The following is a 13707-nucleotide window of genomic DNA, read 5'->3' on the forward strand; positions in this document are numbered from 1 at the left end:
TAAAACCAACAACATTGAGGTGATGGTGAAGAAGTATTTACTGATTGTATTGGCGGGATTAACCTTAGCAGGCTGTGCCAGTACGCCCGAAGACGAGTGGGCCGACCCACGCGATCCCTTTGAAGATTTTAACCGCGACATGTGGGATTTTAACGAGCAGCTAGATGAAGCTATTCTGTGGCCAGCCGCTAAAGCTTATGGTGAAATTCCGCAGCCGGTACGAACCGGTTTACGCAACGTTGCCGATAACCTTGGTGAAGTCTCGTGGTTTGTGAATAATCTGCTGCAAGGCAAAGTGATGGATGCCGGTAGTACCTTTTGGCGCTTCTCGATTAACAGTACTGTGGGTGTGTTAGGTATTTTTGATGTTGCCACGCCACTCGGGATTGAGGCAAAAGAAGAAAGCTTTGGCGAGACGCTAGCGAGCTGGGGTGTTACGGAAGGCCCTTATGTAATGTTGCCAGGTTTAGGTCCGACCGTGCCTATCGATCGCGGCGGTGACGTGGTGGATGGCATGTATTTTCCGATTGATAACTTAAATGGCCCTACCAGCGTCGCGCGATTACTGGTGAAGGCACTAGATACGCGGTTACGCCTGCAAGAACAACAAGCGCTGATGGAGAACTCGTTAGACCCTTACGGGTTTGTAAAAGAGGCGTATTTTCAAAATTGGCAACATAAAGTTTATGATGGTAACCCGCCACAAACCGAAACGGATGAGCTGGACGACGACTTTTACGACCAATTTTAAGCAACCATTCAGCCCAGAAGCCTTGCAACATGCAAGGCTTCTGCGTTATAAAAGCCCGTCACAGTTACGTTCTGTATAACTATAACTATATTTAACCGAGGAATTTGTATGAGCCAGGCGCCTTCAAAGTCAGAACTTTGGGGTCACCCCAAAGGACTGTACGTGCTTTTTACTGCCGAAATGTGGGAACGTTTTTCTTACTACGGCATGCGTGCCCTTTTAGTGTTAACTCTCGTCGCAGCTACTGAAGCCGCAAACCCTGGTTTTGGCATGAGCGATGCTGAAGCTTTATCTTTGTACGGTACTTATACGGCGCTGGTTTATTTCACCCCCTTGATTGGTGGTTGGTTGGCCGATAACTACTTAGGCCAACGTAACTCGATTTTACTTGGTGGTATTTTAATGGCCGCAGCACAATTTACGCTGTTTGCCGCCACACCGCACAGCCTCGACTTGTTTTATATAGGTTTGGGTATCTTGATTGCCGGTAACGGTCTGTTCAAGCCGAATATTTCTACCATCGTTGGCGATTTGTACAGCCAAGGAGATGCGCGTAGGGATAGTGCTTTCTCAATTTTCTACATGGGGATTAACTTAGGTGCTTTCATAGCGCCATTAGTGACCTCTACTTTGGGCGAAAGCCCGGACTACGGCTGGCGCTGGGGTTATTTTGCCGCGGGCGTAGGGATGACCTTAGCGGTGATCACTCAAAGTCTCTTCTTCCAGCGCTACTTGGGTGACATCGGTAAAATACCAGGTGCTAAACGTGACCGTGAAGCCTCTGGTGGTGTGAAAAAGCCATTGAGCAAAGTAGAGCATGACCGTTTGCGCGTGATTTTGTTCTTGTTTGTGTTTGTGACTGTGTTCTGGTTAGCGTTTGAGCAAGCCGGCGGTTTGATGAATATTTACGCCGACCGCTACACCGACCGTAGTTTTGGTGACAGCATTATCCCTGCGGGCTATTTCCAATCACTTAACCCGTTATTTATATTGATCTTTGCACCTGTCTTCTCAGTGTTGTGGGTATGGTTGCATAAAAAAGATAAGAGCCCGGATGCACCGATCAAAATCTTTGCTGGTTTGGTGCTAACCTCGATTGGTTTTATTTTCTTAATTCTTGGTTTGTTTGAAATTCAAGTCACCGGTCAAGCCAACATGATGTGGTTGGTACTAGCCTACTTATTCCATACCTTGGGTGAGCTGTGTATTTCACCGGTAGGCTTGTCGTTAATGACTAAATTAGCCCCACTGCGCTTAGCTAGCTTGGTGATGGGGGTGTGGTTCTTGATGCCGGCTATTGCTAGTTATTTAGCGGGTATGGTGGGTGCCTTCAGTGAAAACGCCGATAAGTACGATTTCTCGATCAACCTAGCGCAATCTATTGGCCTAGAAGCTCAATATTCTGGCCTGTTGGTGGTGTTTGGTGGGGTTGCCGTAGGCTTGTTGGTGTTCGCAGTTATTTTATGGGCTATTTCTGGCATGCTAGTGAACTGGATGCATGGTGCCGAAAAAACTCAAGCCGAACCGGCTGACCTTGCCGAAGGTGTTGAACAAGAGTTACAAGCAGTTGCCGAACATGAAGGTTTAGGCGAACAATCTAAAAAATAAGGACGCAATACCATGGTGAAAAAAGTCGTTATCCCGGTAGCAGGGCTAGGAACACGCATGCTGCCAGCTACCAAAGCCATTCCGAAAGAAATGTTGCCTTTGGTAGATCGACCGTTGATTCAGTTTATTGTAGAAGAGTGTGCTGCGGCAGGCTTAACGGATATTATCTTGGTGACCCATTCGAGCAAAAATTCGATTGAGAACCACTTTGATACCAGCTTTGAACTTGAAGCAACGCTTGAGCAACGGGTTAAACGACAGCTACTGGCGGAGGTGCAAGCCATTTGTCCGCCAGGAGTCACCATCATGCATGTCCGCCAAGGTGTTGCCAAAGGTCTTGGTCATGCGGTGTTGTGCGCGCGTCCATTAATTGATGACCAGCCGTTTGCGGTGGTGCTGCCGGATGTTTTGGTAGATGCCCAAAGCTGTGATTTAAAACGCGATAACTTAGCCGAGATGGTGCGTAACTTTAACGCCACGGGTGCAGCTCAAGTGATGGTAGAAAAAGTGCCGCACGAGCTCACCAATCAGTACGGTATCGCAGATTTAAACGGGGCGGAATTAGCGCCGGGCGAGCAGGTTGCGATTAAGCAATTGGTAGAAAAGCCACCGGTGGATGAAGCACCGTCTGATTTAGCTGTAGTGGGGCGTTACGTGTTCCCGGCGGCACTGTGGAGTCTGTTAGAGAAAACTCCAGTGGGCGCTGGCAATGAAATTCAGTTAACCGATGCCATGGCCATGCTGCTCGAGCAACAACCGGTAAATGCGTACTACATGAAAGGCCGCAGCCATGATTGTGGTAACAAGCTAGGTTATGCCCAGGCCTTTGTTGAACATGCTTTGCGTCATCCGGCGTTAGGCGACGACATGCGTGCTTGGCTGAAAACTATCGTGTAAATGGTGCAGCCACAGTAACGAGGATTACTGTGGCTGTTTCTTATAAATGACCGCTGCTGCTAATTGGTAGCGTATAAAAGCGTACCCCCAAAGATTCAGCGCTAGCCGGCTTTAATTGTTTGAGCAGGGTTAGCACGCGCTGTTTTTCTGGCTCAGTTACCATCACTTCTAGTCGTAACATACGGCGATATCCAACCACCTGTTCTAACCTATCTAGTTGACTATTCTGGCGGCTATGGCCATCAATTTCTGCGAGTGAAAAGCCACTGAGTTGCTCATCAGCTAGCAATACATCGACTACATGGGCGCGCAGTTTAACCGGAAAAATCACGTGCAGTAGTTCATACTCGGGCATGACGACCTCGCAATAGCTTGTACATTAATGGAAGAATAAATAAGGTGGTGAAAGTTGCGGTAACCAAGCCACCAATCACGACAATCGCTAGCGGGCGTTGAATTTCGGCGCCAGGGCCAGTGGCCAAAGCTAATGGGAAAAGACCCAGCATCGCTGTGGTCGCAGTCATCAGGATGGCGCGTAAACGATCACTGGCACCAACGATCACCAGTTGTTCTAACTGTTCATGTTGATGTTCTATCGCTTGAAAGTGAGTCAGCATGACCACACCGTTGAGTACTGCTACCCCTAATAAGGCAATAAAGCCCACCGAAGCTGGCACCGACAAATATTCGCCGGTGATAAATAATGCCAGCACACCGCCCATCAGAGCGAAGGGAATATTGGCGAAGACCAGTCCGGCTACGGCCAAAGATCGGAAGGTGGCGAATAGAATGAGTCCAATAACTAAAAGAACGACAGGGACAATCGTCAGCAGGTTATTGGTAGCTCTTGCTTGATTCTCAAATTCACCGCCAAAGTTAAGATAATACCCACTAGGTAGCTGTAACTCACGCGCGAGTTGTTGCTGTAGTTCTTCAACAAAACTAACCACGTCACGGTCGCTAACATTGGTGGTGACGACCGCAAAGCGACTGCTGTTTTCTCGCTCAATGAGGCTCGGGCCTTCGTCACTACTTATGGTTGCGAGGGCACTTAACGGCGCCCAGTTGCCGTCAGGTAAGCTGACAGGCAAGTCTTTTAATTGCTGTAAGTAACTCAGCTTGCTGCTGTTACTAGCGGCAAAGACTAACGGTGTTTTAATGCGGCCATGAATAACGTCACCCACGTGCAGACCATCAACAAACAATCGAATAAGACGTGACAGTTCTGCCGTAGTGAGATGGTAGCGCGCCGCAACATCAGGGCGTAATCGAATGTTGATGTATTCGCCCCCGTCAATCAAGGTTGTTTGTACATCGACGCTCCCGGCCACGCCAGTAGTTATCTCAGCGATCTTCTGGGCCGTGCTACTAAGAGTGCTAATGTCGTCACCAAACACCTTGATAGCTACATCTCCAGAGCTACCGGTAAGCATTTCAGCGACCCGCATTTGAATGGGTTGAGTGAAATTAAAGTTTATTCCTGGGTAGTCTAGGAGTACCTTCCGAATGGCATCAATCAATGCAGCTTTGTCACTCACTTGCCAGGTGTCACGCGGCTGTAACTGAATAAACATATCGGTTTCGTTGAGTCCCATCGCATCCATACCTAATTCATCTGAACCAATGCGAGCAACGATTTGCTTAATTTCTGGGATGTCAGCGAGTAGTCTTTGTTCTAATTGTGCATCTAAGGCCAAAGATTCAGCTAAGTTAATGCTGGGATGCTTTTCTAGCTGCACAATGAGATCGCCTTCATCCATAACTGGCATAAAGGTTTTACCCGTAAAACTGATAGCTACTGCTGCCACTGCCAGTAGTCCTACGGCGCTGATAAGCCATGCAGCAGGCCGTTGGATAACTCGTGCAAGTAGGCGTTGATAATGCGCTATAAGCCATTGGATTAGGCGTGGGGTAGGTTTAGGCTTAGCGCTGATTAAGGTAACCGCCAACACTGGAATAACTGTTAACGCCACTAGCATGGAGGCTAGCATCGCAAAGACAATAGTTTGCGCGACGGGGGAAAACAGCTTGCCCTCTAGACCACTCAGAAACAAAAGTGGTGCGAACACGATAATCACTATAGCGGTACCTGAAATCACCGGCTGTGCCACGGCCAGAGTGGCCCGATAGATTCGATGAGCGCGCGGTAAATAGGCCTGTTTCTGACTTTGTGTGACGATGTTTTCAACAACGACCACAGCAGCATCTACCAGCATACCGATGGCAATAACAATGCCACCAAGACTCATGAGGTTAGCCGTAAGACCTACTTGGTCCATAGCTAAAAAGGTGATGGCTACGGCCAGTGGAATGGATAAGGCGACCACTAAAGCGGCGCGAACATCGGCTAAAAAGATGAAGAGAATTAAAATAACAAGTAGCACTGCAGCAAGTAGTGCTTCGATGATGGTGCTCACGGCAGTACTAATAAGATCCGCACGGTCGTAGAAGACATTAAGTTCGCTACCGGGCGGCAGGGTTGGCTCAAGTTGAGCCAGTTGGGCTTTAACAGCAGCAACTACCTCGTTCGTATTAGTATCTTTTAAGGCAATGATCATGGCTTGCGCCGTTTCTTCACCGTTATGGGTTACGCCACCAAAGCGCGGCAGGTAACCATTGCTGATCTCGCCTAATTGCGCCAAGGTGATAGTTTCGCCCGTTGCCGTGGGGAGTTTCAGTTGCGCCAGGTCATATTGGTCAGCGAGTTTGCCTTCGGTACGCAGGATGAGACTGGTGGAGCCGTTATCGATGCGTCCCACGCTACCATTTAGATGATTTTGTTGCAGCCACTCAACCAGTTGCGCTAGGGATATTCCTGCTTGCTGGAGACGACCTAGATCAGGGGTGAATTGCAGCGTTGTAACAAAGCCGCCCATAGTGGTGACCTCGGCTACCCCAGACACGGTACGCAACAACGGCCGTACTTGCCAATCTAGCAGGTGCCGACGTTCGGCTAAGGTTAAATTGGGATTGCTGTAACTCAGCATAAAGATTTCACTAAGTGGGGTGCTCATTGGGGCTAAGCCACCATCAATGCCTTCGGGTAAGCTGCCCCAGACGCCGCTGAGGCGCTCGCTTACTTGTTGCCGAGCCCAGTAGATATCCACACCTTCTGCGAAATCAATGGTGATAGAAGTGATGCCATACTTGGTGGTGGAGCGCAAAATCGCCTGATTAGGAATACCTAGCAGTTCGGTTTCGATAGGTTGCGTGATTTGCGCTTCGATTTCTGCGGCGGTCATGCCCGGCGCACGAATAATGAGCTTGGCTTGGGTTGGAGAAATATCTGGGAAGGCGTCAATCGGCAGGCGCTGCCAAGCCTGCACCGCTAGCGCCAAGACGAGGGCGGTAAGAGCTAAGATAAACACCCTTTGAGTGAGCACAAAACGCAGAATGGCTGCCATCTATTACTCTCCCCCTAGCCCAATAAAGTGGCCGTAAACAGCGCCTACGGATTGCTGTAACACTTGGCTGTTAGGTGCTAGTTGGGTACTGGTGATCTGTAAGTAAGCTGCACCGTTGGCCGTGTTCATCGCTTGCTTACCAATAATGTCGACCGGTACTAGCACCAATGCTTGCTGCACTAATTGCCACACATAGGTTTGCTGTTGATGCCGGATGATACTACTGGCGGGTACGTTAAACACCGTCTGTTGATAATGCGGCGTAACGCTAAGCTGGCTGCCTAGCGGCGCTTGACAGTGAGCGGGTAAATCGGTGAGCGGAATGCTCCACCAGGTTTGGGTAAACCCCTGACTGGTTTGCTCGACATAATCGATCGCTAGTTCGCATTGCTGCCAGCTGACACTGGTTGGTTGCTTACTAAAGGTGGCCAGTTGTCCGCGTAATCTTGATGTTGCCGCAGCACTGACACTAAATAGTATCGTTTGGTTGGCGACAATGTCTATGTGTCCCGCTTGCGGAGCCGCTAAGGTGATGCTGTTGTTTGCCTTATTGATTTGAACAATATGCTGGTAAAAATGGTCGAGGTGCTCAAATGCTAACAGCGTGCTGTGGTAAGCCGCGCTGATCTCCTGCCACTGGGCGGCACTGATGGCTTGCTTTTGAAACAGCTGTTGATTGCTCTGATAGCGCTGCGCTACCACCTCTAGCTGCTGTTGTTGTGCTTTGTATTCAGTAAGAAAATGTTCGACGGCATCGCCACTTAATTGCACTACCGGTTGTTTATGGGTTACCTGTTGCCCTTGCTGCACTAGCCATTGCTGTTGTGATACTTCGAGCATATTGGCAACGGGATAACCACTTTGCACAAAGTTAGTAACTCGTGCGGTAAGCGCGGCGCCGGTATAGTGAGATTGGGGCGTCACCTGGTGATAACTTAAAGAGAGCTGTCCGAGTTCGCTAAGCTCAACTTGGTCTGCCGCTACCTGAGTTGTGGTGGTGACAGCCAGAAGCAGCACGGCAACGCGGCACAGTTTTAGGCAAGCAGCTTGCTGGTGTTGATAACCCTGATTATTGAATCGATTGATAAGGCTCATAAGGGTACTCCTGCTGCTTGTTGAAGTTGGGCATAGGCTTGTTGGATTTGTTGTTTGAGTAACTGCACTTGGCGTTGCTCGGCAAATAACTGTTGCAACCTCTGTTGTGCGATATCTGGATTGATCTCTTGTCGCTGCAACAACAGAAGCAGCGCAGATTGGGCCTGCTGGCGCAACTGTTGATGTGGTTGGAGCATTTGATATTGCGCCTCTAACAGGCTTAGCTGGGCTTGTGCTTGCTGATACTGCTGGATGATCTGCTGACGACTTTGCTGATAGTCTTGTAGCCATTGTTGCTGACTTATCTGATAATTGCTTTGTTCGGTTTGGCTCAGTTGCACCCCCAACGACAGCGGAATATCGAGCTGTAAGCCAATTTGATTTTCTGAGATGCCGGCAGTATCTATCCGTTTGAAGCGGGTGGTGACCTGCCATGGGGTATTACCGCTGAGATTTTGTTGCTGTTGTAAGTAGAGTTGTTGCTCGTGCAATTGTAGTAATGCCAACTGCGGATGCTGTTGCCATGCTGCAGCGTCGAGTTTAGTGGGGTTGGCATCTGCTAAGTTAGTTGGAATTTGGCGGGTGCCAGTGAGTTCCATAAGCTGTTGCTCAGCGGCTTGCTGATGTTGTTGGTGCTCTAACTGCAACATAGCTAATTGAGTTTGTGCCTGCTGCAATCCGTAGCGAAAATAGGTATCAACCTCGGTGGTTTCAGCTTGCTGTTGCAATGGTGCCATTAAGCCCTGATAGGTTTGTAGTTGTTGCTGTAACAGCTGCTGCTGTTGTTGATGCTGAGCAATGGTCCAAACTAAGTTGCGTACTTGGCCACTGGCGTACCAGCGGCGTAGTTTTAGCAGCTGCTGCTGATAGTGCTGTGCTATCGACTGCCATTGCTGGTTCAGTTGGTGGCCACTCGGACTTGTAAGAGGCAATGACAGAGCCAGTTCAAGTTCATCGGTTCCTTGGTCGGCTTGGCTTTTCAGGGCCGCTATACTTACCGTCGGTGCCGCTGCCAGCCAACTAGATACCCAGGTTTCGGGACGTTGCACTAGATCCGTTTGCAGCCTAGCTTCAGCGGCGTCGGTTAAGCTACTTAAGCTAGTGTTAGCCGGTGTTTGAGCATGTGCTGTTGTGCTGAGCAAAAGCAGGTTTAGCAGCAATAGACTGATGGCTAAATCGCGCTTACCCCATGCAGGTAAATTGAGATGTTGTTGAACAAATTTGTCGATCCACACGATAAAGCTCCTTATTACTGCAACTAGCAGTAACACTCTATGAGGGTTTGCTTAAGGAAGTCTTAAGAAAGCTTAAGCTTTGTGTGGGAATTATGCCAAGCTTGCGATAATTTGCGCTAAATCAATTCTTTTATTAGCAATTGATAAAGCATGCGGGCACAAGGGCCGGTGGTATCGCCTTTGGGTAAGGTAAGGTACATCGAGCCGCTGCGCTTGCTGCTACCAGCTAGGGTTAAGAAGCACAGGTTGTCAGCATGACGGGTAACGTGAGGTGGCAACCAACTAAAACCTAAGCCATTTTGCACCAGCTGTAGTGATTCGTTAAAGTGATTCACTGTCCAGCGTTGTTCAGACTTAAGCCAGCCCTCTACTTCTATCGGCTTTTTGGCCGTATCACGAATCACGATTTGTAAATGTTGACTCAACTCATCGGCACTAATGGGGCCTGGCTGTTGGGCCAGCGGATGCTCTTTGCTGACCACCAAATCTAGGCGATAGCCGCTGATGGGCTCGCCCACATGACCTTTGGGGAGTTGGTGGGTGATTACGATATCTGCGCTTTGGTCTAAAATATGTTCAATGGAGCCGGTTAATACCGTGTCTTCAATGACTAAGCGAGTGCCCCGACTGAGTTGTTGAAACTCATGCAACACAGGCACCAGTAGCTGGCGGTCAAAGACCATTTCTACGGCCAAAGTGATTTTAGTTTCCCAGCCCTGCTTAAGGTTTACCGCTAACTGCTCAAGTTCAGTTACTAAACTGGTGAGCTGGCGTGAGCGGCGCACCATGGTCTCGCCGATGGGCGTGAGCTGAGCCTTACGGCCCACCACTTCGAGCAGTTCAACTTCGAGCGTATCTTGCAGTTTTGCCACCGCATGATTGAGCGAGCTTTGGCTTTTATTCAAGACTTGCGCGGCATGAGCGTAGCCGCCATGGTCCACTACGGCCTGTAAAATACGCCATTGTTCAATTGTGGTTTTGGGGCGGTAGGGCGTACTCATGCAATCTCCAACGGGATGATTCGGCTAGGTGTTAGCAATAATAACGGCTCGCAGGGGGGCTGGATAGCCCTCGATGGTTTTGCTGGTATCGTGCGGATCTAAAAAATCCACTAACGACTGACCAGGCATCCATTCGGTGGCACGTTGCTCAGCTAAGCTGGTGACGTTTTCATCCACCACGCGGGCGTTTTTAAAGCCACAGCGTTCAAGCCAATGTAACAAGGCCTTGGTGCTAGGAATAAACCAGACGTTGCGCATCTTGGCATAGGTTTCGCCGGGTACTAAAACGGTCTGCTCATCACCTGTCACTACCAGCGTTTCTAACACTAACTGGCCACCTGGCTTTAGCTGGGCTTTGAGCTGGGTGAGAAAATCAATGGGCGAGCGCCGATGGTAAAGCACGCCCATGCTAAAGACGGTGTCAAAGGCTTTTAGTTCGGGCATATCTTCTATGCCCAGCGGGAACCAGTGTGCGCGTGCTTGTAGGTCAGTCGGCATAAAGCTGCGCACCGCCATAAACTGCGCCATAAATAGCTGGCCGGGGTCGATGCCCCAGACTTGCTCGGCGCCGCTTTCAAGCATGCGCCAGAGGTGATAACCACTGCCACAACCCACATCAAGCACCTGTTGCCCGCTTAAATCACCGATATGGGGTGCCACTCGTTGCCATTTAAAATCTGAGCGCCATTCGGTATCTATCTGCACCCCATGTAAATTGAACGGGCCCTTGCGCCATGGGGTAAGTTGCATCAGTAGCCCTTTGATGCGTTGCTGTTGGCCGTCGCTGATGCTGTCATTCAGGACGCTCACAGTGGCGCCTAAAGCCACAGTTGTAGCTTCAAGCTGTGGCAATTGTGCGACACAGCGTAACCATTTGGGTAACTCGCCATGTTGTTGCTGTTGCTGCCACTGTTGAAGTTGCGCGGGGAGGCTCGTTAACCAATGTGCCAACGGCGATTGGGCGACAGCGATTAAATCCTTGGTAAATAAAGTCATGATATCCCTTGAGCGTAGGTTAAGCGGCGGCGACTATTTAACAGCAATCAGTGCGGCAAAATTGTAACACTGAAACCACACTTGCGATTGGCTAAAGCCAACCTGCTGTAATCGCTGATGGTGAGTTTCTAAGGTGTCGATGCGCATCACATTTTCGATGGCCGCACGTTTTTGTGCTATTTCGAGTTCACTGTAGCCGTTGGCGCGTTTAAATTCATGGTGAATATCTACCAACAGCTCGTTCATGCTGGGGCTATTGCTGCGAAATTTTTCACTGAGTAACAGCGCTCCGCCCGGTTTCAGACTGTCATAGATGCGCTGTAACAAAGGCTGGCGCTGCTCTGGTGGCACGAACTGTAGGGTAAAGTTCATGGTGACGACCGAGGCATCGGACAATTCACTATGCAGAATATCTTCGCAGCGAATACTGACCGGAACCGTGCTACGATAGCCTTGTAAATGCAGCTGGCAGCGTTCAACCATAGCACTGGAGTTATCAATACCAATGATCTGCACCTGCTCTAAATGGCTTACGTGCTGGCGCATGGCTAAGGTTGCCGCACCTAACGAACAGCCCAAATCGTAAAGGTTACTATGGCTTTGGGCGAAACGTTTGGTTAACTGGCCAATACCTTGCAGAATACTTTGATAGCCAGGTACCGAACGGTTAATCATGTCTGGAAACACTTCAACCACGTTTTGGTCGAAGACAAAATCACTGACTTGCGGTAAAGGTTCGGCAAAGATGGCGTCTTTTTTGCTCATGCTGATAACTCGGGCTGGCGTTTAACATGGCGGCTATTTTAGCGCATGCAGGTGCTAAACTAAATTTTTTCTCAAAGGCGGGCTAGTTGCTGACAATCAGCGCCAGTCCGTTATAATGTGCAGCTTTGTAATTTCTTAATTTGTGGTAGGGACAAACCCATGCGTAGCCATTATTGTGGACAGCTAGAAACAAGCTTAGTAGACCAACCCGTAACCCTTTGTGGATGGGTCAATAAACGCCGTGATTTAGGCGGTTTGATTTTTATCGATATGCGTGACCGCACGGGCTTAGTGCAAGTGGTGTTTGACCCAGATCAACAAGCGCTGTTTGAAACTGCGAATAAGCTTCGGCAAGAGTTTTGTATTCGTTTAACCGGCACGGTGCGGGCGCGTCCTGACAGCCAAATCAATAAATCAATGGCCACGGGTGCGGTAGAAGTGATGGCTACTGAACTGGAAATCATCAGCCGAGCAGAGCCACTGCCGATTGATTTTAACCAGCAGGTAAGCGAAGAGCAGCGCTTACGCTATCGTTATCTCGACTTACGCCGTCCGAACATGAGCCACAACTTACAATTTCGGGCTAAAGTGACCAGTGCGGTGCGCCGCTTTTTAGACGATAACGGCTTTTTGGACATAGAAACACCTATGCTAACTCGTGCTACGCCTGAGGGCGCGCGCGATTATTTGGTGCCGAGCCGTACCCACAAAGGTAAATTCTTCGCGCTGCCACAATCCCCGCAGCTGTTTAAGCAATTGCTGATGATGTCGGGTTTTGACCGCTACTACCAAATCGTGAAATGTTTCCGCGATGAAGATTTGCGCGCCGACCGTCAGCCTGAATTTACCCAAATTGATATTGAAACCTCGTTTATGAGCGCTGACCAAGTGATGGCGGTGACCGAACAGATGGTACGTGGCTTATTCCAGCAGATGTTGGATGTCGATTTAGGTGAGTTTCCACGGATGACTTGGCATGAAGCGATGCGTCGCTTTGGTAGCGACAAGCCTGATCTGCGTAATCCGCTGGAGTTGGTCGATGTTGCTGATGTGCTGCAAGAAGTTGAATTTAAAGTATTCTCTGGACCAGCTAATGATCCTAAAGGGCGCGTAGCAGCTTTAAAAGTGCCTGGTAAAGCAGATGCTATCTCACGTAAAGCCATTGATGAATACACCAACTTCGTGGGTATTTATGGAGCTAAAGGCTTAGCTTGGATGAAGATTAACGACCTAGCGGCCGGCCGTGAAGGTTTGCAGTCACCGGTATTAAAGTTTATTCCTGATGCTGCTTTAACTGCGATTTTAGAGCGCACCGCAGCAGCCAATGGCGATATTATTTTCTTTGGCGCAGACAAAGCGAATGTAGTAGCTGAAGCCATGGGCGCATTGCGCTTAAAAGTAGGCCAAGATTTTGATCTGGTCAGTGATGAGTGGCGCCCGTTATGGGTGGTTGACTTCCCCATGTTTGAAGAAGCCGATGGACGCCTTTACGCGATTCACCATCCTTTTACTGCGCCAGTGAATGTCACCGCAGAAGAACTCAAAGCAAACCCAGAAGCGGCGCTGTCAAATGCCTACGATATGGTGTTGAATGGCGTTGAAGTAGGTGGTGGCTCGGTGCGTATTCATAACAATGATATGCAGCAAGCGGCGTTCGAAATCTTAGGCATTGGTAAAGCTGAAGCACAAGAAAAATTTGGCTTTTTACTCGAGGCACTTAAGTACGGTACGCCACCACATGCGGGCTTAGCCTTTGGTTTGGACCGTTTGGTGATGTTGATGGTAGGCGCTAGCTCCATTCGTGAAGTGATTGCCTTCCCGAAAACTACCACCGCGGCTTGTGTGCTCACCGATGCCCCAGGTGTGGCAAACCCTGAAGCCTTGGCAGAGTTGCATGTTGCTGTTACGGTAAAGGACAGCTAAGTTAACGTTAGTTAAGTTAACGTCAGACAAGT

11 protein-coding genes are annotated in these 13707 nt (G+C 49.3%); 4 read left to right on the forward strand and 7 right to left on the reverse strand.

Features of this window, described 5'->3' with window-relative positions:
* Positions 1-22 precede the first annotated feature (22 nt).
* The 3 genes from AB8S08_RS03100 (at position 23) to galU (ending at position 3256) form a co-directional block, all read left to right on the forward strand.
* Positions 23-751, forward strand: coding sequence for a VacJ family lipoprotein (locus tag AB8S08_RS03100; RefSeq protein ID WP_369743542.1), 729 nt, complete (start codon positions 23-25; stop codon positions 749-751).
* A 108-nt stretch (positions 752-859) separates the two neighbouring features.
* Positions 860-2359, forward strand: a complete 1500-nt coding sequence (locus tag AB8S08_RS03105) for a peptide MFS transporter (protein ID WP_369743544.1) — start codon at positions 860-862, stop codon at positions 2357-2359.
* A gap of 12 nt (positions 2360-2371) precedes the next feature.
* Positions 2372-3256 carry a UTP--glucose-1-phosphate uridylyltransferase GalU gene (gene galU / locus AB8S08_RS03110; protein WP_110074926.1) on the forward strand — a complete coding sequence of 295 codons (885 nt, stop codon included), beginning with the start codon at positions 2372-2374 and terminating at the stop codon, positions 3254-3256.
* Positions 3257-3296: 40 nt separating this feature from the next.
* On the opposite strand, the gene AB8S08_RS03115 is transcribed toward galU, so the two are convergent.
* The 7 genes from AB8S08_RS03115 to cmoA form a co-directional block, all read right to left on the reverse strand.
* Positions 3297-3611: a DUF3240 family protein gene (locus tag AB8S08_RS03115; protein WP_110074925.1), complete on the reverse strand. Its 315-nt coding sequence runs from the start codon at positions 3609-3611 to the stop codon at positions 3297-3299.
* Complete coding sequence (locus tag AB8S08_RS03120) at positions 3598-6660, reverse strand: efflux RND transporter permease subunit (RefSeq protein ID WP_369743546.1); 3063 nt, start codon at positions 6658-6660, stop codon at positions 3598-3600. The genes AB8S08_RS03115 and AB8S08_RS03120 overlap by 14 nt, the downstream gene beginning before the upstream one ends.
* Positions 6661-6663: 3 nt before the next feature.
* Positions 6664-7755, reverse strand: a complete 1092-nt coding sequence (locus AB8S08_RS03125; RefSeq protein WP_369743548.1) for a hypothetical protein — start codon at positions 7753-7755, stop codon at positions 6664-6666.
* Positions 7752-8990, reverse strand: coding sequence for a hypothetical protein (locus tag AB8S08_RS03130; protein ID WP_369743549.1), 1239 nt, complete (start codon positions 8988-8990; stop codon positions 7752-7754). Before AB8S08_RS03130 ends, AB8S08_RS03125 begins: the two co-directional genes overlap by 4 nt.
* Before the next feature lie 116 nt (positions 8991-9106).
* Positions 9107-9991 (reverse strand): LysR family transcriptional regulator, encoded by an 885-nt coding sequence (locus AB8S08_RS03135; RefSeq protein ID WP_369743551.1) that lies wholly within the window; start codon positions 9989-9991, stop codon positions 9107-9109.
* Between the two features lie 24 nt (positions 9992-10015).
* Positions 10016-10987 (reverse strand): tRNA 5-methoxyuridine(34)/uridine 5-oxyacetic acid(34) synthase CmoB, encoded by a 972-nt coding sequence (gene cmoB / locus AB8S08_RS03140; RefSeq protein ID WP_369743553.1) that lies wholly within the window; start codon positions 10985-10987, stop codon positions 10016-10018.
* 33 nt (positions 10988-11020) lie between these two features.
* Positions 11021-11752: a carboxy-S-adenosyl-L-methionine synthase CmoA gene (cmoA, locus tag AB8S08_RS03145; RefSeq protein ID WP_369743555.1), complete on the reverse strand. Its 732-nt coding sequence runs from the start codon at positions 11750-11752 to the stop codon at positions 11021-11023.
* Between the two features lie 159 nt (positions 11753-11911).
* On the opposite strand from cmoA, the gene aspS reads away from it, so the two are divergent.
* A complete protein-coding gene (aspS, locus tag AB8S08_RS03150) occupies positions 11912-13675 on the forward strand; it encodes an aspartate--tRNA ligase (protein WP_369743556.1) in 1764 nt (587 codons plus the stop codon).
* The last annotated feature ends 32 nt before the right edge of the window (positions 13676-13707 follow it).

Source organism: Pseudidiomarina sp. PP-1MA (genome assembly GCF_041200125.1).
Taxonomy (GTDB): Bacteria; Pseudomonadota; Gammaproteobacteria; order Enterobacterales; family Alteromonadaceae; genus Pseudidiomarina; species Pseudidiomarina fusca.

Coding starts and splice junctions, on each gene's coding strand:
- AB8S08_RS03125 (WP_369743548.1), bottom strand. CDS start 7,755: ATGAGCCTTATCAATCGATTCAATAATCAGGGTTATCAACACCAGCAA.
- AB8S08_RS03105 (WP_369743544.1), top strand. CDS start 860: ATGAGCCAGGCGCCTTCAAAGTCAGAACTTTGGGGTCACCCCAAAGGA.
- galU (WP_110074926.1), top strand. CDS start 2,372: ATGGTGAAAAAAGTCGTTATCCCGGTAGCAGGGCTAGGAACACGCATG.
- cmoA (WP_369743555.1), bottom strand. CDS start 11,752: ATGAGCAAAAAAGACGCCATCTTTGCCGAACCTTTACCGCAAGTCAGT.
- aspS (WP_369743556.1), top strand. CDS start 11,912: ATGCGTAGCCATTATTGTGGACAGCTAGAAACAAGCTTAGTAGACCAA.
- AB8S08_RS03100 (WP_369743542.1), top strand. CDS start 23: ATGGTGAAGAAGTATTTACTGATTGTATTGGCGGGATTAACCTTAGCA.
- AB8S08_RS03135 (WP_369743551.1), bottom strand. CDS start 9,991: ATGAGTACGCCCTACCGCCCCAAAACCACAATTGAACAATGGCGTATT.
- AB8S08_RS03115 (WP_110074925.1), bottom strand. CDS start 3,611: ATGCCCGAGTATGAACTACTGCACGTGATTTTTCCGGTTAAACTGCGC.
- cmoB (WP_369743553.1), bottom strand. CDS start 10,987: ATGACTTTATTTACCAAGGATTTAATCGCTGTCGCCCAATCGCCGTTG.
- AB8S08_RS03120 (WP_369743546.1), bottom strand. CDS start 6,660: ATGGCAGCCATTCTGCGTTTTGTGCTCACTCAAAGGGTGTTTATCTTA.